General features: G+C 63.9%; 11 protein-coding genes and 2 tRNA genes. 6 read left to right on the top strand and 7 right to left on the bottom strand.

Annotated elements, in window-relative coordinates:
• Positions 1–170 precede the first annotated feature (170 nt).
• Positions 171–644 carry a DUF488 domain-containing protein gene (locus QMG80_RS03995; RefSeq protein ID WP_085771640.1) on the top strand — a complete coding sequence of 158 codons (474 nt, stop codon included), beginning with the start codon at positions 171–173 and terminating at the stop codon, positions 642–644.
• Here QMG80_RS03995 and QMG80_RS03990 read toward each other — a convergent pair.
• Positions 545–3,529: a 2-oxoglutarate dehydrogenase E1 component gene (locus tag QMG80_RS03990; RefSeq protein ID WP_085771639.1), complete on the bottom strand. Its 2,985-nt coding sequence runs from the start codon at positions 3,527–3,529 to the stop codon at positions 545–547. The genes QMG80_RS03995 and QMG80_RS03990 overlap by 100 nt on opposite strands.
• A gap of 258 nt (positions 3,530–3,787) precedes the next feature.
• Complete coding sequence (sucD, locus tag QMG80_RS03985) at positions 3,788–4,672, bottom strand: succinate--CoA ligase subunit alpha (protein ID WP_085773661.1); 885 nt, start codon at positions 4,670–4,672, stop codon at positions 3,788–3,790.
• Positions 4,673–5,135: 463 nt separating this feature from the next.
• Here sucD and QMG80_RS03980 point away from each other — a divergent pair, with 463 nt between their 5' ends.
• Complete coding sequence (locus QMG80_RS03980; protein ID WP_158658713.1) at positions 5,136–5,537, top strand: hypothetical protein; 402 nt, start codon at positions 5,136–5,138, stop codon at positions 5,535–5,537.
• 287 nt (positions 5,538–5,824) lie between these two features.
• On the top strand, positions 5,825–6,073 hold the full coding sequence (locus QMG80_RS03975; RefSeq protein WP_085771637.1) for a hypothetical protein: 249 nt from the start codon (positions 5,825–5,827) through the stop codon (positions 6,071–6,073).
• A gap of 222 nt (positions 6,074–6,295) precedes the next feature.
• On the opposite strand, the gene QMG80_RS03970 is transcribed toward QMG80_RS03975, so the two are convergent.
• The 5 genes from QMG80_RS03970 to QMG80_RS03950 all read right to left on the bottom strand — a co-directional run bounded on the left by QMG80_RS03970 (position 6,296) and on the right by QMG80_RS03950 (position 15,689).
• Positions 6,296–6,370, bottom strand: a tRNA-Val gene (locus QMG80_RS03970).
• Between the two features lie 40 nt (positions 6,371–6,410).
• The gene (locus tag QMG80_RS03965) at positions 6,411–9,527 is read right to left on the bottom strand and encodes an efflux RND transporter permease subunit (protein WP_085771636.1); all 3,117 of its coding nucleotides are present in this window, start codon (positions 9,525–9,527) and stop codon (positions 6,411–6,413) included.
• Positions 9,524–12,691: an efflux RND transporter permease subunit gene (locus tag QMG80_RS03960; protein WP_085771635.1), complete on the bottom strand. Its 3,168-nt coding sequence runs from the start codon at positions 12,689–12,691 to the stop codon at positions 9,524–9,526. The genes QMG80_RS03965 and QMG80_RS03960 overlap by 4 nt, the downstream gene beginning before the upstream one ends.
• Before the next feature lie 8 nt (positions 12,692–12,699).
• Positions 12,700–14,121 (bottom strand): efflux RND transporter periplasmic adaptor subunit, encoded by a 1,422-nt coding sequence (locus QMG80_RS03955; protein WP_085771634.1) that lies wholly within the window; start codon positions 14,119–14,121, stop codon positions 12,700–12,702.
• Positions 14,118–15,689 (bottom strand): efflux transporter outer membrane subunit, encoded by a 1,572-nt coding sequence (locus tag QMG80_RS03950; RefSeq protein WP_245299881.1) that lies wholly within the window; start codon positions 15,687–15,689, stop codon positions 14,118–14,120. The genes QMG80_RS03955 and QMG80_RS03950 overlap by 4 nt, the downstream gene beginning before the upstream one ends.
• Positions 15,690–16,316: 627 nt before the next feature.
• On the opposite strand from QMG80_RS03950, the gene QMG80_RS03945 reads away from it, so the two are divergent.
• The 3 genes from QMG80_RS03945 (at position 16,317) to QMG80_RS03935 (ending at position 18,558) form a co-directional block, all read left to right on the top strand.
• The gene (locus tag QMG80_RS03945) at positions 16,317–17,651 is read left to right on the top strand and encodes a TldD/PmbA family protein (RefSeq protein ID WP_085773659.1); all 1,335 of its coding nucleotides are present in this window, start codon (positions 16,317–16,319) and stop codon (positions 17,649–17,651) included.
• Between the two features lie 98 nt (positions 17,652–17,749).
• Complete coding sequence (gene dksA, locus QMG80_RS03940; protein ID WP_085771633.1) at positions 17,750–18,166, top strand: RNA polymerase-binding protein DksA; 417 nt, start codon at positions 17,750–17,752, stop codon at positions 18,164–18,166.
• Between the two features lie 307 nt (positions 18,167–18,473).
• Positions 18,474–18,558, top strand: a tRNA-Leu gene (locus QMG80_RS03935).
• The last annotated feature ends 16 nt before the right edge of the window (positions 18,559–18,574 follow it).

Genomic DNA, 18,574 nt, shown 5'->3' with positions numbered 1-18,574 from the left:
GCGGCCTGCGCGTCCGATGAGCTTCTTCCTTAAGAGGAATTGTAGCGTCTTCCCGAGCCTGCCGAAAGGTGGGCGGCTCCGGAGTCGGGCGCGAGGGGACGGCCCAGGTCGGCAAGTGACCATCGCGTTCTAAATGAGCCTCTTAGCTACGGGCGCGAAAGAGGCCTTGAATGACGCAGATCGAGATCAAGCGCGCCTATGAGCCGCCGGACCCTCAGGACGGAAAGCGAGTCTTGGTCGATCGGCTATGGCCGCGCGGGCTAAGCCGGGACGCGGCGAAGATTGACGCGTGGATCAAGGATGTGGCTCCGAGCGCAGAGCTGCGTCGTTGGTTCAGTCACGATCCATCCAAATGGCGCGAGTTCCGCCGGCGCTATCGTGAAGAGCTTGCAGAGTCCGCCGCATTTGCCGAGCTGCAGCAAAAGCTGCAGTCGGTTCCGAAAACGACCTTGCTCTTCGCAGCAAGGGATGTCGCCCACAACAATGCCGTTGTTCTTCGGGATGAGCTCGCTGGGTCGGCTGCAGAGTCCTTTCCGTCAGAGTGCTACGGCGCGAAAATTTCGTCCAGAATCGCCCGGAGCTGCGCCAAATGTCGCGCCATCGTGCCTGCGGCCGTGGAGGCCGAGGCCGGACGGCCGACGTAGCGCGCGCGCTTGGATTTGCCCGCCGCTTGACCGAGGGCCCATTCGAGATAGGGCTCGACATAGCTCCAGGCGCCCATGTTCCGGGGCTCTTCCTGGCACCAAATCACTTCCGCCGCGCGCATGCGCGCGAGCCTCTGCGCGAGCTGCCTCAGCGGCAGCGGGTAGAGCTGCTCGACCCGCAGAAGATAGACGTCGTCCGCGCCGCGCTTCTCGCGCTCTTCGACGAGATCGTAATAGACCTTGCCGGAGCAGAGGACGAGCCGACGGATCTCCTCCGCAGGCCGCAACGCCAGCGCGCCGGGCCGCGGCAGCTCCGCCTCGTCGGGAAGCAGCCGGTGAAACGTCGACTCGGCGCCGAGATCCTCAATCGTCGAAACGCAGCGCTTATGCCGTAGCAGCGACTTCGGCGCCATCAGGATCAGCGGCTTGCGGATGCTGCGATTGAGCTGGCGGCGCAGAATGTGAAAATAATTCGCTGGCGTCGAGCAATTGGCGACCTGGAGGTTGTCCTCGGCGGCAAGCTGCAGATAGCGCTCGAGCCGCGCCGAGGAGTGCTCGGGACCTTGGCCCTCGTAACCGTGCGGCAGGAGGCAGACCAGCCCCGACATGCGCAGCCATTTGCGCTCGCCCGCGGAGAGGAACTGATCGAAAATCACCTGCGCGCCATTGGCGAAATCGCCGAATTGCGCCTCCCAGAGCACGAGTGATTGCGGATCGGCGAGGGAATAACCGTATTCGAAGCCGAGCACCGCCTCTTCCGAGAGCATCGAGTTGATGACCTCGAATCGTCCCTGGCCCGCTCCGACATGGGCCAGCGGGACGTATCGGCTTTCGTTCTCCTGGTCGATGAGCACCGCGTGACGTTGGGAAAAGGTGCCGCGTTCGCTGTCCTGTCCGGAGAGCCGAACGCGGTGGCCTTCACGCAACAAGGAGCCGAAGGCCAAGGCTTCCGCCGTGGCCCAGTCGATGCCGACGCCGTTTTCGATCGCGGCGCGTCTCGCGTCCAGAAAGCGTTGAACGGTCTTGTGGACGTTGAAGCTCGGCGGCACAGTGGTGATGCGGCGGCCGATGTCGCGCAGCACGTCTATCGCGACTCCGGTCTTGCCGCGCCGCTCATCGTCCGAGGACTGATAGCCGGGCTTCAGGCCCGACCAATAGCCGTCGAGCCAGTCTGCCTTGTTTGGGCGGAAAGACTGAGAGGCCTCGAGCGCCGTGTCGAGCGTCGCGCGCCACTCGGCCTTCCCCTTCTCCAGATCCGCCGGGGAAATATGGCCTTCGGCGATGAGCTTCTCGCTATAGATTTCGAGCGTCGATTTATGCGCGCGAATCTTTTTGTACATCAGCGGCTGGGTGAAGGCGGGCTCATCGCCTTCATTGTGGCCGAATCGCCGGTAGCACCACATGTCGATCACGACCGGCTTCTGGAACTGCTGGCGGAACTCGATCGCGACGCGCGCTGCGAAAACGACCGCCTCGGGGTCGTCGCCGTTCACGTGAAAGATCGGCGCCTCGACCATTTTGGCCAGATCGGACGGATAGGGCGAGGAGCGCGAGTAACGCGGATAGGTGGTGAAGCCGATCTGATTGTTGATGATGAAATGCAGCGAGCCGCCGGTGCGGTGCCCCTTGAGGCCCGAAAGACCGAAGCATTCCGCCACGACGCCCTGCCCCGCGAAGGCGGCGTCGCCATGGATCAACAGGGGCAGCACGGCTCTGCGGTCGTTGTCGGGGCACTCGTGCTGATCCTGCTTGGCGCGCACCTTTCCGAGAACGACCGGATCGACGATCTCGAGATGCGAAGGGTTCGCCGTCAGCGACAAATGCACCTTATTGCCGTCGAACTCGCGGTCGGAGGAGGCGCCGAGGTGATATTTCACGTCGCCCGAGCCCTCGACCTCGTCGGGGAGGGAGGAGCCGCCCTTGAACTCATGGAAGAGCGCGCGATGCGGCTTGGCCATCACCTGGCAGAGCAGGTTGAGCCGCCCCCGATGCGCCATGCCGAGCACGATCTCCATCACGCCGAGCGCGCCGCCGCGCTTGATGATCTGCTCCAGCGCCGGCACGATCGACTCTCCGCCGTCGAGGCCGAAGCGCTTGGTGCCGGTGTATTTCAGGTCGAGAAATTTCTCGAAGCCTTCGGCCTCGATGAGCTTGTTCAAAATCGCGCGCTTGCCCTCGGGCGTGAAGGTGATCTCCTTCTTGGGACCCTCGATGCGCGCTTGCAGCCAGGACTTCTCGGCCGGGTTCAGAACATGCATGAACTCGAAGCCGATCGAGCCGCAATAGGTGCGGCGCAAGATCGACACGATCTCGAAAAGGGTCGCGTGCTGAAGACCGAGAACGCCGTCGATGAAGATCTTGCGGTCGAAATCCTCGTCGGTGAAGCCATAGGTCGCGGGATGCAGCTCGCCATGGTCGCTGCGCTGCTCGAGGCCGAGCGGGTCGAGATTGGCGTGCAAATGGCCGCGCGCGCGATAGGCGCGGATCATCATCAGCGCGCGGATGCTGTCGCGCGTCGCCTGTCGCAGCGCCTCGCTCTCGGGCGGCCGAGACGGCTTGACTGCAAGGGGCGCGGCCTTGGACGTCTCCCCATAGGCCTCGAACCCCTCGACCAGCTCGTCCTTTTCTTGAAGCAGATCCCGGCTCGCCCAGGAGGGACCCGTCGCGGCCGCGCTTCCTCGCCCGGGGAGCACGCCCATCTGCGAGAAGAAATTGCGCCACTCGGGGCTGACCGATGCGGGGTCGGCTTCGAAATCCGCGAGCAGCTGCTCGAGATAGGCGGCGTCGCCGCCGTTCAAGAATGAGGCCGCCGAGCCTTCTCCGGCTCCTGCCGCGTGGCGAAAAACCGTCGCCTTGTCGCCTTCCGTCGCTCCGGGACGCATCATGTCGCCGTCCTTCTCCTGGGGCCCCCTTGGCGCGAGGCGCTTTCACGCTTCCGCCCAGCCGTTCAGCTATCGCCTTTTGGGAATAGAGGACGCATCTTTTTCAAGTAAAGGCTGAAAAAAGGTCAATTCCGCCGGGCGGGTCCAGCGCGACCTCGACCGCGTGCGGCGGCCGACGCAAGTAATATATGGGGATGCGGCGACGAGAGAGGAGCGGCGAGCCCGGTCAGGCCGGCGCAAAGCCGGCCAGCCGCCGACGCTTCAGCCTTTGAGCGCCTCGACCAGGGTCTTGCCCAGCCGCGCGGGCGAGGGAGAAATGCGGATGCCCGCCGCCTCCATCGCTGAGATCTTGCTCTCGGCGTCGCCTTTGCCGCCGGAGACGATCGCCCCGGCATGACCCATGCGGCGGCCGGGCGGGGCTGTGCGTCCGGCGATGAAGCCGGCGATCGGCTTCTTGCGGCCGCGCTTGGCCTCGTCGATGAGGAACTGGGCGGCGTCCTCCTCGGCCGAGCCGCCGATCTCGCCGATCATGATGATGGATTTCGTGGCGTCGTCGGCCAGGAACAGCTCCAATATATCGATGAAGTCCGCGCCCTTGACGGGATCGCCACCGATACCGACGGCGCTTGTCTGGCCGAGCCCCTCGGCCGTCGTCTGAAACACCGCCTCATAGGTCAGCGTGCCGGAGCGCGAAACGACGCCGACCGAGCCCCTGCTGAAGATGTTTCCCGGCATGATGCCGATCTTCGACTCGCCCGCCGTGACGACGCCGGGGCAGTTCGGGCCGATGAGCCGCGACTTGGAGCCCGACAGCGCGCGCTTGACCCGGATCATGTCGTGGACCGGCACGCCCTCGGTGATGGCGACGATGAGCGGGATCTCGGCGTCGATCGCCTCGCAGATCGCGTCGGCCGCGCCCGGCGGCGGCACATAGACGACCGAGGCGTCGGCCCCCGTCTTGGCCCGCGCCTCAGCAACCGTGTCGAAAACCGGCAAATTCAAATGCTGCGTCCCGCCTTTGCCCGGCGAGACGCCCCCGACCATCTTGGTCCCATAAGCGAGCGCCTGCTCGGAATGAAAGGTTCCCGTCTTCCCCGTGAAGCCCTGGCAAATGACCTTGGTGTTCTTGTCGATGAGCACTGACATGCGAAACTCGCCCTCGGAGCCGCGGCAAAGGTAGGCGCGCCCAAATCGGCCGCCGTTCCGCGCTTTGATGAAGTTTTGCGATCGCTCGCCGTCGGGATCGCAGATGCGCGCGCAACCTATTTGGGAAGCCGGCGCGTGGCAAGGCCGACGGCCAGCGACAATAGGTCCGGCGCGGCACGAGGTTCTGCGCACCACCTTCGCGGCGAGAGACGGACGGCCTGAGGCCATCGTGGGTGAGAATTGGCCGATGAAGTTCAAGCGAAGCCGCTTGCGACACTTGGCCGCGCGCCGGCCCGAGGCTGAGCTGAAGCGCTTATTGATCGACGAGCTGCGGCGGCGAGATCGTCTCGAAAACCGAGGCCAGAGCCCGTGTTACGCTCATCGAGACGCTTGCCGAAGAGCACGTTGTCATCCTGATGCTGCACCACGTCTATTGCGACAGGGAATACCGGTCTACTGGTCTGTGCTAGAGAAATTATACACCAGAGCGGCAAAAACTTACGCACTGCGGCCGCTCGACTGCCCCGGCGTCAATTTTCGAACCTGTCGGAACGAGGAGGATTATGATCCTCTTGGAGCCATAAACCCCGGCTGGGACGGCCTCTTCACCAAGGGCCTGCAGACCATTCGCGTGGAGGGAAATCACCACTCCATCATACGAGAGAAGCCGAACATGCAGGTGATCGCCAAGGGAATCAGCGGGCTGCTCAGCCGGCTCGAGAGGGGCGAGCCCAACCAAGCCGCCAGCGCCGCCGCGGGGGGCATGCGCGAACTCGGCCTCGGGCAGGCGGTCGCCCATTCGGTCGACATTGCCGAGGCCAGCAGCCTGACAGGCCCTCTGCGCGGCCCCCGTCGTTTTCAGTAACTCTCTGATTTTGATGGTAGGCGGCATTGCGCCGATCATGGCGGGCGCAACCCGGTCCACCCCCCGGCGTTCCAGGCGTTGGAACCACAAGTAATAAGCGAGTCAAAATAGATTAGAGTAATTTCGTTGACTGGGCTTTCTGATTGTCAGCGCAATAAACAATGGTCAGCCAAAATCGGCACGCTTATGTCAGCCAGAATTTGGGGGGAAAGGCGGGCGGCTCGTTCGGTCGTCGTTCATTCATCAGTTACGCTTAGGATTACCTTTTGGACAACGAGGCGACGAACATGACCGACTTGAGTGCTGAAGAACTCGTGGAGCTCGACGATCTGCAAGCCGCGTATAAAGCGACCTTGGAAGAATGGATCGCGGCGATCCGAACGGAGGAAGCGCTCGTCTCGGTGAGTCCTCACTCGGTGGCCGAGGTCGATCAGTGGGAAAAAGCTCATTTCGACGAAGACGCCGCGCGGAATAAGGTTCGGGCCGCAAAGGAAGCCTACGAAAACGCGCTGCGCCAAAAATTCTTCGGATTTTGAGCAAGCCCAATGGAATTCTGCGTCGTTCAATGAGCGGCGCCGATGGGTCAGCCGATGGGTCAATCCCGACCGTTCCCGCTGTGATCGGGGGATTGCTCATCGAGCCCATCGGGATGGAGCAAGCAGCGATTGGATTGGAAGCCAAGGGACACTTCGCCGAGCTTATGGGTAGCTAGGCTGTGCGCGCGGACCGCGCCGTTTTCAATAACTCTCTGATTTTGATGGTGGGCGGCACAGGGATTGAACCTGTGACCCCTCCCGTGTGAAGGGAGTGCTCTCCCGCTGAGCTAGCCGCCCGGGACCCGACGCTCCGTTTACGGGCGCGCGGCCGTCCCCGTCAAGTGCGCGCGCCGCTTGTCATGCGCGGCGGCGCGCTTTCGACCGGGTTGGAGGCGCGCTTGCCACGGCGCAGCTTGCTCATCAGCAGATAGATGACCGGCGTCGTGTAGAGCGTCAGCAACTGGCTCAGCAGGAGCCCGCCGACGATTGTGATGCCGAGCGGTCGCCGCATCTCGACGCCGACGCCCGTCGCGAAAGCGAGTGGCAGCGCGCCGAACAAGGCCGCGAGCGTCGTCATCACGATGGGGCGGAAGCGCTCGCGCGCCGCCTCCAGCGCCGCGTCACGGACAGAGAGACCGCGTTCCCGCTGCGCGCTGAGCGCGAAGTCGACGAGCATGATCCCGTTCTTTTTGACGATGCCGATCAAGAGCAGAATGCCGATGAAGGCGATCACCGTGAAGTCCTTATGGAATAGCTCGAGCGCCAGCAGCGCGCCGAGGCCCGCCGAGGGCAGCGTGGAGATGATGGTGATCGGATGGATGAAGCTTTCGTAAAGCACGCCGAGGATGATGTAGACGGCGAGCAGCGCTCCCACGATGACGACGCCCATGCCGCCGGAGGTCTTGCGGAAATCCGCGGCGTCGCCGGCGAAGGCGGCGTGCAGCGCCTTCGGCGCCCCGAGATCGAGCATGGCTGCGTCGATCGCATTGACAGCCGTCTCGAGCGAGGCGCCCGGGGCGACATTGAAGGTGATCGTGACCGCGGGAGAGACCACCTGATGGTTGACGACGAGCGGCATGGCGCCGCGCTCGATGCGCGCCACAGCCGTCAGCGGAACCTGACCGCCTTTGGCGCTCGAGACATAGACGCCCGATAGATCGCGGATGTCCTGCTGGCGCGTGCGCTGCGTCTCGACGATCACCCGGTAATTGTTGCGCTGCGTATAGATGATGGAGTCCTGCATCTGCCCGAAACCGGCGTTGAGCGCGGCGTCAATCGAGGCGATGGAGACGCCGAGGCGCGAAGCGGCGTTGCGGTCAATCACGACACGCGCGCGCAGACCGCCCTCCTGGCGGTCTGTGGAGACGTCCGCGAGCTCCGGCAAGCTCTTCAGCCGCTCCTGAACTTTCGGCGTCCAATCGTTGAGCTCGGAGAGCGACGAGTCCGAGAGCGTGAATTGATATTGCGCCTTGCTGAGGCGGCCGCCGGAGCGCAGGTCCTGCGACGGCACCATGGTCACCGAAAGGCCCGGAATATTCGCAAATTTAGGCCGCAGGCGGTTGATCACCTCAAAGCTCGACGACGTGCGCTCGCCCGCGGGCTTCAGCGCGACGAAAAGCCGTCCCTGGTTCGACGACGCGGAGAGATTCCCGGCCCCGATAAAGGAGCCGACCTCCTGCACGTCCGGATCCGCGTCGAGCACCTTCATGGCGAGCTTCTGCAGCCGCGCCATCTCGTCGAAGGACACGTCCGCCGCGGCCTCCGTGGTCCCGTTGATGAGCCCGATGTCGTCTTGCGGCAGCGCGCCCTTGGGAATCGTCTGATAGAGATGCACGGTCCAGGCCGCCGTCAGCAGGATCGCCGCCAGCGAGGACCAGGGATGATCGACGACCTTCTCCAGAGAGGCATGATAGGCGTCGATGATCTTGTCGAGCGCGCTTTCGAAAATGATCTCGAACCTCGACGGCGCCTTGTGCTTCGACGCCGGGAGCCAGGCGCAGAGCATCGGCGTCACGGTCAAGGAAACGATCATCGAAACCGCAATCGCGAACGTCAGCGTGTAGCCAAATTCCTGCAGGAGTTTTCCGGCGATGCCCGGCAGGAACAGCAGAGGCACGAACACGGCGACCAGCGAAAGGCTGATCGAGACGACGGTGAAGCCGATCTGCCGCGCGCCGATCAGCGTGGCGTCGAGTCGACTCATCCCGCGCTCGACATGGGCTTCCACATTCTCGATCATGACAATCGCGTCGTCGACAACGAAGCCGACCGCGATCGTGAGCGCCATCAGGGAAATATTGTCGATCGAAAAGCCGAAAATCCACATCGCGATCATGGCGCCGACGAGCGACAGCGGAACGGTGACGCCCGCCGCGATGACCGGCGAAGCCCGGCGCAAGAAGACATAGACGACGGCCATCACCAACAGAATAGAGATCAGCAGCGTATGCTGAATGTCGGCGACGCTGGCGCGGATCGTCTGCGTGCGGTCCGCGAGCACATCGATCTTGACCCCTGCGGGAATCCATTGCTGCAACTGAGGCAGCAGGGTCTGGACGTTGTCGACCGTGTCCAGCACATTGGCGCCGGGCTGCTTGAAGACAAGAAGAATGACGGCAGGCTTCCCATTGTACCAGCCGACCGCGTTGCGATTGCGCACGCTGCGCTCGACGCTCGCCACGTCGCCGAGACGCACCACCCTGCCATTCTTTGAGGCCACCACGACGCTGCGGTAGTCCTCAGGCGTGTTGAGCTGATCCGTCGTGCCGAGCGTCACATTGAGCTGGTCGCCGCTGAAGGCGCCCGTGGGCGACTGCACATTGGCGCTGGCGATCGCGGCCGCCACTTGATCGAGCCCGAGCCCCATGGCCGCGACGCGCGAGGGATCGATCTGCACGCGGATCGCCGGCTGCTCAGCGCCGGCGACAACCACGCCGCCGACACCGCCAACCTGCGAGATGCGCTGGGCGATCACCGTGTCCGTCACGTCGAACACCGCACTCGTCGGCATCGTGCTCGAGGTCAGCGCGAGCACGATGATCGGCGCCCCTGAGGAGTTGGACTTACGAAATGTCGGAAGAGTGGAAAGATCTGTTGGCAGATCCGTCTCCGCGGCGTTGATCGCCGCCTGCACGTCGCGCGCCGCCGAATCGACGTTTCGGTCGAGATCGAATTGCGCGATGATCTGCGTATTGCCGAGCGAGCTCGCGGATGTGAGCTCGACAAGCCCGGAGATCGCGGAGAGTCTTCGCTCGAGCGGCGCGGCGACCGTCGCCGCCATCGTCTCGGGATCGGCGCCGGGTCGCGAGGCCGATATGCCGATCGTCGGAAAGTCCACGGCCGGCAAGCTCGCCACCGGAAGAAAGATGTAAGCCACCGTGCCGAGCAGAAAAAGCCCGACCGCCAGCAGGGTCGTGCCGACGGGCCTTCTGACGAAGGGATCGGAAATGCTCATTCCGCCGCTTCCTGACGAGGGTCCTCTTCTTTAGCAGACCCCTCGTCGAGCGCCATCTTCGCCTGCGACCTCGCGCCCTCGCTCGGCCTCAAGCCAGACAGGCGCCGGCGCAGCCGATCGACAGCGAGATAGATGACCGGCGTCGTGTAGAGCGTCAGCATTTGCGACAGCACAAGGCCGCCGATGATCGAGACGCCCAGAGGGACGCGCAGCTCGCTTCCAGGGCCATGCGACATGGCGAGCGGCAGCGCGCCGAGCAATGCGGCGAGCGTCGTCATCATGATCGGGCGAAAGCGCAAATGACAGGAGCGCACGATCGACTCTTCGGGCGAGACGCCCTCGCTTCGTTCGATATCGAGCGCGAAGTCGATCATCATGATCGCGTTCTTCTTGACGATGCCCATGAGGAGGACGATGCCGATCAAGGCCACGACGGAAAGGTCGAGGCGGAAGAGCATCAAGGCGAGCAATGCGCCCACGCCGGCTGACGGCAAGGTCGTCAGCACGGTGAAGGGATGAATGAAGCTCTCGTAGAGGACGCCGAGCACGATGTAGATCGCGATGACCGCAGCGAGGATCAGATAAGGCTCGCTTTGCAGCGATTTATCGAACTCGGCGGCGTCGCCGCTGAAGGAGCCGAGGATCGCGGACGGCAGGTCGATTTGCCTCTGCACCCTGGCGATGACCTTCAAGGCGTCGCCGAGAGAGGCGTTGTTGGCGAGATCGAAGCTGATCGTCGAAGCCGGAAACTGCTCTTGATGCGCGACCGACAGTGGGGCGTCGACCTTGTCGACGTGAACGATCGCCGACAAGGGCGCCTGCGCGCCGCCGCCGGGCGCAGCGACATAGAGCTTGTCCAGAGCCTTCGGATCGCGTTGATAATGTTCCGAGGCTTCGAGGATCACGCGATACTGATTGGATTGCGTATAGATAATCGAGATCTGCCTTTGACCGAACGCGTCGTTGAGCACGTCATCGACGTTCTGCATGGATATGCCTAGCCGCCCCATGGTTTCCCGGTCGATGCGCACGACGTTGCGCAGGCCCCCGCTCTGTGTTTCAGCAGCGACATTGCGCAAGGCGGGCTCGTCGCGCAGCGCGTCGACGAGCTTCTCCGTCCAATGCATAAGCTCTTCGTTGTCGGCCGTGGTGATCGTGTATTGATATTGCGATCGGCTGGCTTTCGTCGTGATTTGAATGTCTTGAACGGGCTCGATGTAAAGCGTGGCGCCGGGGATCGTCTCGGCTTCCCTCTTCAGCCGGTCGGCGATGACGTCCGCGCTGTTCGATCGATGGCCCTCCTCCTGCAGGATCACCGTGAAATGTCCGACGTTGGTCGTCGGATTCAAGGGACCCACGCCCAGCACCGAGGCGACGCCCGCGACATCCTTATCCTTGCGGAAAATTTGCGCGACGTCTTTTTGCATCTTCTTGATCGCATCGTAGGAAACGTCGGGCGCCGCTTCCAGGACGACCGATAGCACGCCCGTGTCCTGCCGCGGCAGGAAGCCCTTCGGAATGAAGACGTAGAGCGCGATGGTCAGAGCGAAGGTCGCGACGGTCAGCATCAGGATGAAAGGCTGACGCCTAAGCGACCAGTCAAGCGTCCGCTGATAGAACCGATCCAGCCATGACGAGGGATTTTCCTCATGCCCCCCGCCTCCATGACCCAAGGGGCGGAGCAGACGGGAGCAAAGCATCGGCGTCAGGGTCAAAGAAACGATCGCGGAGACGACGACCGCCATCGTCAGGGTCATCGCGAACTCGCGGAACATGCGCCCGACGATGCCGGTCATGAACAGAAGCGGGATGAAGACCGCGATCAGCGACACAGTGAGCGACACGACGGTGAAGCCGATCTCGCGCGCGCCGTCCAAGGCGGCTGCGAGCGGCGTCTTGCCCTTCTCCATGTTGCGCACGATGTTCTCGATCATGACGATCGCATCGTCGACGACGAAGCCCGTGCCGATCGTGAGCGCCATCAAGGAGAGATTGTCGAGCGAAAATCCCCTGGACCAGAGATTGGCCGACCACATCATCGCGAAGGTCGCGACGATCGACAGCGGCAGGCTGATGCCGGCGATGATCGTCGCGCGCAGGCTACGCAAGAAGAGCAGCACGACGAGAACGACGAGAACGACGGCGACGACGAGCGTGAATTCAACATCGGCGATCGAGGCGCGGATGGTGCCGGTTCGGTCGTTCACGATGTCGAGGACGATCCCGCTCGGCAGAGCGCTTTGCAGATGCGGCAATTCCTTCTTCAGCGCCTCGACCGTGCCGATGATATTGGCGCCGGGTTGACGATAGACGTCGAGAATCACCGCAGGCTCGCCGTTGTACCAGCCGCCGACGCGGCTGTTCTCGAGTCCCTCAACGACATTGGCCACGTCCTTGAGCATGACGGGCCGGCCCGCAACCCAATTGACGACCACATTCTTGTACTGGTTGGCCTCCAGAATCTGATCGTTGGCGTCGAGCGTGTAGGATTGTCGCGCGCCGTCGAGCGATCCCTTGGCGCCGGCGACATTGGCGGCGGCGATGGCCAAGCGCAGGTCGTCCATGCTCATGCGATTGGCGGCGAGCCGCGCGAGATCGGCCTGGACGCGAATGGCCGGCCGCACGCCGCCCTCGACCAGCACCCGCCCGACGCCCGTCACTTCCGAGAGCTTGGGCGCAAGCTGCGTGTCGGCAAGATCGCTCATCGCGCGCAAGGTGGCGGATTTGGAGCGCAGAACCAGTGTGACGATCGGCGTATCGGCGGGATTGACCTTCGCGTAGACGGGCGGATAGGGGAGGTTGCGCGGCAAGGTCGAGGCCGCGGCATTGATCGCCGACTGCACGTCCTGCGCCGCGGCGTCGATGTCTCGATCGAGCTCGAATTGCAGCGTGATCTGCGAGAAGCCGAAGGCGCTCTGCGACGTCATCGTCGTCAGCGAGGGAATCTGCCCGAACTGGCGTTCGAGCGAGGCGGTCACGAGCGAGGCGATCGTGTCGGGATTGGCGCCGGGAAGCTGCGTCGTTACCTGGATCGTGGGAAAGTCCACCTGCGGCAAAGGCGAGACGGGCAAGCGCAAATAGCCGCCGACGCCGGCGAGCAGCACGGCGAACGCCAGAAGCGTCGTCGCGACCGGCCGGCGAATAAAGGGCGCTGAAATATTCATGGCTCGACCTAGGGTCGCGGCGGGCCCGCGGCTTGCGCGGGCTCGCTCCGTTTCAGATTATCCTCGGGCTTCGGGAGAGGCGGCGGCGCGGCGGGCGCCGTGGCGCCTGCGCCGTCGGGTCGCAACGCGCCCCCTTCCTGCCCGCGTGAAATCCCATTTGCGCCGCCGCCGCTTTCGCGATGTCGCCTGCGTTCCCCTCTCGCCGGCGCGAGCCCCCCGGAATTCTGCCCGGCATTGTCGCTCGCCTGTTTTTCTCCCGGGGCCTCGGCGACGGGAGGCTCGTCGGAGACCACGCGCACTTTCGCGCCGTCCGCAAGCCGCCCAAATCCGCTCGTGAGGACCGTGTCGCCCGCCTTCAGACCAGAGGCGACGACCGCGATGTTTTCGTCCTGCTGGCCGACCTTGACGTTTTTCGTGATCGCGACGTCGCCGTTGGTGAGGAGATACACATAAGGTCCGCTCGGACCCGGCCGGATCGCCGTCGCCGGCACGACGACGGCGTTCTTGAGCGTGTCGACGACCATTCGGACGTTCACGAATTGACCGGGCCAAAGTCTCAGCGACTGATTGGCGAAGGTCGCCTTTATTTTCGCCGTGCCGGTCGTTTGATCGATCTGATTGTCGATGGCCGTGACCTCGCCCGGATGGCCCGGGTCGATCTCCGTTTGATTGTCGGGCCCGAGCGCGGTCACTTTCTTGCTGCCGCGGGCGACGGCGTTCTGCACGGAGAGCAGCTTCTCCTGAGGGATCACGAAAACCACATAGATCGGCTTGAGCTGCGTGACGTTGAGGATGCCGAGCTGATCCGAGGCGTGCAGGATGTTGCCGACGTCCACGTTGCGAATGCCGACGCGTCCCTCGATCGGCGAAGGGATCTTGCAATAGCCGAGCGTGGTTCTCGCGCTGTCGATGAGGGCCTGATCGGTCTTCACCAGCGCCTCGAGCTGCGCCACGAGAAATTTCTGCGTCATGAACTGCTGCTGAGAGCCGTAATTGCTCGCGGCAAGCTTTTCGTAACGAACGAGATCGATGCGCGCATTGGCCAGATTGGCCTCGTCCTGCGCTTTCTTGGCGACGGCCTGATCATATTGAGCCTGATAGAGATTGGGCTCGATCTCAGCGACGATCTCGCCCTTCCTCACGTCCTCGCCCTCGGTGACATGGAGCGCGGTGAGACGGCCGTCGACCTGCGTGCGGATCGTCGCGGTGTTCAACGCCTGAACCGTGCCGATCGCGTCAATCGTCACGGGAACGTCCTCCGCCCGCGCCACGGCTCTGCGGACCGGAACCTCCTGCCCAAGGCGCTTGCCCTTTCCGCCGCCGCCCGGCGAGGCGTCGTCGCCGTAACGGCCCGCCCACCAATAACCGGCGCCCGCGACGGCGCAGATGCAAAGCCCGATCAAAATCGTCTTTCTCGAGATGGCGATCATGGGAAAAAGCCCTTGTCGGCCTCATAGGCCGCGTTGGCGGCGGCGATCTCCTTCTCGCGCGTCGTCGGCGACCAACCGCCCCCCAGCGCCTGATAGAGGCTCGAAGCAGCCTGGAAATGCAACAATCGCGTCTGCTCCAGGATATAGAGATTCTGAAAATAGGTGTTTTGGGTCGTCGACATTGTGACGATGTCGATCGTGCCTTCGCGCAGGCGCGCTTGCGCCGCATCAAGAGCCCGTTTCGCGGCGTCCACGCCTTCTTGGTCGATCTTGAGCTCCTTGCCTGTTTCGCTGATCGCGATCAACGCGTTCTCCGTGTCCGACAGCGAGGTCAGAATCTGCTTGCGGTAATTGGCGGCCAACTCGCTATATTTGCCTTGCTGCAGCATATATTGACCTTGCAGATTGTAGCCGTCGAAGATTGGCTGCGCGATGCCTCCCACCAATTGCCAGGCAATCGCCTCGGGTTGCAGCAGATATTTGGTGACGATCGACTGAACGCCATAGTAAGGCGCCGTCAAAGTGAAGGTCGGGAAAAAGGCGGCGCGCGCCTGCAGCACCGAAAATTCCTCAGAAGCAAGCTTCGCTTCGGCCTCCGCGACATCGGGACGGCGCAGCAGGACTTCCGACGGAAGTCCGGGCTGCACGCTCGGGAAGTGCAGCGACTTGAGCGAGGAGCCCGTCGTTTTGAGGCTCTCCGGCGTCTGTCCCAAGAGCACGGCAAGAAGATTGCGCTGTTGGTGCAGCGTCTCCTCGAGCACGGGAATGTTGGCGCGCTGCGTGTCGACGACGGTTTCCTGCAGCGCGACGTCAAAAACCGTCGCCGTTCCCACTTGGAGCCGGAACTTAATGGCGTTCAGCACTTCCGTGGCGATGCGGACGTTGTCATGCGCGATGCGCAGCAGATCCTGGGCGTTCAACACGATGAAATAGGTGCTGAAAACCGAGGCGATCGTCGTCATCTCGACGACGTTGCGATCGAAGTGGCTCGCATTGGCGAGCAGCCGAGCGGCTTTCGAGGCGTCGTCGTTCACGCCCCAGAAGTCGATCGTGTAGCTCGCGGTGAGCCCGAGCTTCCAAAGATTGACGCGCTGGGCGGAAAAGCTGCTGGAGCTGCTCGACGCGCTGGAGACGTTTCCTTGGCCGGACTGCCGGTAGGACTGCGCTAGCGCGCTGGAGCCCGATCCTGGACTCGCGCTGAGCGCAGTGCCAGGAATACGGGTCTGCTGAAACGTGTTCGGGGTCGAGAGCGACGGCCAGAGCGCCGCGCTCGAAACGCGCGCCTGGGCGTCGGCCTCCTGGATGCGGGCCACCGCGGCGGCGATGTCGTTGTTGTTCTCCAACGCGCGATCGACGAGCGTGACGAGCTCGCGCGACCCGAACCGCGCGGAAAAGTCGTGCGCCGCGCCGATGGGTGGCGCGGAGCGCGGCTTCGCCTCCCGGAATCGCTCGGGCGGGGGCATGCTGAGATCCGGCTTCTCCCAGTCGAGATTGCAGCCCGCCAAACCCGAGACGGCGACGCAGGCGGCCAGAGCGAGAAATGGGCGTGAGCGGAGCTGTGACCTCAAGAGATTTCGCGCCACGCTTGATGGGGCCGACCCGCGCAGGCGCGAGGATTCGCCCGTCCGACGGCGAAACGTCCCCGTATCCGCCGCAGGGTCGCGCAGCGCCCGCCGCGCTCGCACGCGCCCTCGCTCACCAAGTCGAAAATCCATGAAATCCGCAGCTTCCTCAAGCCGTGACGCTCCAGGTCGGGTCTGCGGCGTGTCGTAGAGCTCGCCCGCCCTGACCGGCGGCTCGACGCGGCGCCCGACCAAGGCGGGAACCGCTTGCTTCTTCGGCGAGGGGAACGAACTCGCGAACGCCGCCTTGTCGCAAGCTGTGCCCTGTCGGCCCCGAGCTTCGTGGTTTTTACCACCCGCCCCACCTGGAACTCAACCACTCGGGAACGCCGCTATTTCGCAGCGCAGGATGGCCCCGCTATGTCCCGTCTGTGCGGTCTATTGCTGAATTGCGGCTCTTGGCGGGCGTCGATCGCGGGACGCGCGCGATCCTCAGGGCCTTGGCTTCGTTCGCCGCCCTCCGTCTCGCGGGCCTTCGAGCGGGAATTCATGTGCTATACGGGCGTCTTGGCGGCATCAGAGACGCCTGACTCGCCGCGGCGTCCGCGGCGCCGCGGCAATGAGGAGGGCGGCTTGCTGCTTTCGCGTCGAGAGGTTCGTTCGATCGCCGACCGGTTGCTGGCCGGATCGAAGAGCGACGGTTGCGAGATCGTGCTTCGCGGCGGACGGGAGCATAATTTGCGTTTCGCGAATGGCGGCGCGACGACGAACCGCACGGCCGAATGGCTGACGCTGCGTGTCTCGGCCCATGCGCAAGAACGCGTCGGCCTGGTCGAGATCGCCTCCGTCGACGAGGCCGCGGGACTGCGCGCGCTCGCGAAAGCCGAGGAGATCGCGCGCGCGCTGCCTCAGGACCCGGATTATGTGCCGCCGCTCGGACCCCAACGTTACGCGCGATCCAATCTCTTCTGCGAGAATACGGCGGCGCTCGGCCTCGACGCGCTCGCGTCCTTCGCGGGCTCCGCGATCGCGCAGTCGCGGGCGAGCGAGGTTGCGGCCTTCGGTCAGGTCGCGAGCGGCGCGTCATTCTTCGCGCGCGCGACCAGCGCCGGCCTTTTTTCCTACGAACGACAAAGCGCGATCGAGCTTTCGACGACCGCGCGCAACCGAAACGACGCTTGGTCGGGCTGGGCCGGCGCCAAGACGATTCAAGCCGCCGGCCTCAACGCGGCCGCGCTGGCTCGCCACGCCTGCGACAAGGCCGCCTGGTCGCAGGAGCCTCGCGATCTCGACCCGGGGAGCTGGACGGTGGTCTTCGAGCCCGAGGCGACGGCGGAGCTCGCTTCCTGGCTGCTTCACGCGCTCGACGCCCGCTCCGCTGACGAGGGGCGCAGCTTTTTCTCGCGCAAGGGCGGGGGCAATCTCCGGGGCGAAGGGCTGTTCGACGAGAAGCTCACCTTGCGATCCGATCCCAACGACCTCATTGCGCCGCAGAAAGCGATTGGTTTCGAAGGCGCCCCGCAGCGGCCGCGGGCCTGGATCGAGAACGGCAGGCTCGTCTCGCTGTTTCTGGACCGAGCCTACGCCAAGAAACGCGGCGAGGCGCCCATTCCCAGCGCTTCGAGCTTTCGGATGGAAGGCGGCTCGACGCCAATCGAGGAGATGATTCGCGCGACGAAGCGCGGTCTTCTCGTGACGCGTCTCTGGTACACGAACATGCTTGACCCGCGCTCCCTGCTGCTCACGGGACTGACCCGCGACGGCAACTTCCTCATCGAGGACGGCCGCATCGTCGCGCCGGCGCGCAACCTGAGATTCAATCAGAGCCTCGCCGCGCTTTTCGCCAAGATCGAAGCGCTCGGGCCGGCCGAGCCGACATGGCGGTCGCTGCGGGATGAGGGATTTGGCGCGGCGCCGGCGATGCTCGTGTCCGGCGTGACCTTCTCGTCCCGTTCGGGAGGCATTTGAGAGCCAGCTGGTGAAGATACGGATCGTAAAGACAATTGTAAGCCTCTCACGTCGCGTTTATATAGGCGCCGCCTATGGCGCAACGGGGATACGCTGCAATGGCGGTCGAGCTCGACAAGGACTACAGGCCCTCGGAAGAGGAGCCGTTCATGAACGAACGGCAGAGGGAATATTTCAAACGCAAGCTGCTGGCGTGGAAGGATGAAATTCTCGAGGAAAGCCGGGAGACGCTCCTCGTGCTGCAAAGCGACAATGAAAACCATCCCGACTTTGCGGACCGCGCCTCATCCGAAACGGACCGGTCCATAGAACTGCGCTCGCGCGACCGGCAGCGCAAGCTGATATCGAAAATCGACGCGGCGCTCTCGCGCCTCGACGATGGCGTTTACGGCTACTGCGAGGAGACAGGCGAGCCAATCTCGCTGCGTCGCCTCGACGCGCGCCCGATCGCGACCTTGTCGATCGAGGCGCAGGAACGGCACGAGCGCCGCGAGAAGGTCTATCGCGACGATTGATGCTCCAGACCTCATCCCGAGGAGCGTCCCGCAGAGCGCGTCTCGAAGGGCGCGTCTCGAAGGATGGGGCCCCCATGCGATTTGAAGAGATTCTTCGCATAACCCCTCGAGACGCCCGCTTCGCGGGCTCCCCAGGACGAGGTCGCGGAGGTTTCGCGCGGCGGCGCCGACCGGCGCCTCGCGCGCGTCTCGTCAAGGCGTTTCTCTTGCGGCAAGCCTCTCGCAGAAAGTAGCGCGACATCCGCTTGTCATCGCGAGTCCGATTTGTTAGAGGGCTCCCCTCTGGCGCTCGACGAGAGCGCCCGGAGCGGTCGTGGCGGAATTGGTAGACGCGCTAGCTTGAGGTGCTAGTTGGGCAACCAGTGGAGGTTCGAGTCCTCTCGACCGCACCAAACGAATTTCTAGCAT

It is taken from the genome of Methylocystis bryophila (genome assembly GCF_027925445.1).
Taxonomy (GTDB): domain Bacteria; phylum Pseudomonadota; class Alphaproteobacteria; order Rhizobiales; family Beijerinckiaceae; genus Methylocystis; species Methylocystis bryophila.
The sequence above is the reverse complement of the archived record's forward strand: the minus strand, read 5'-3'. Positions and strand labels throughout refer to the sequence as shown.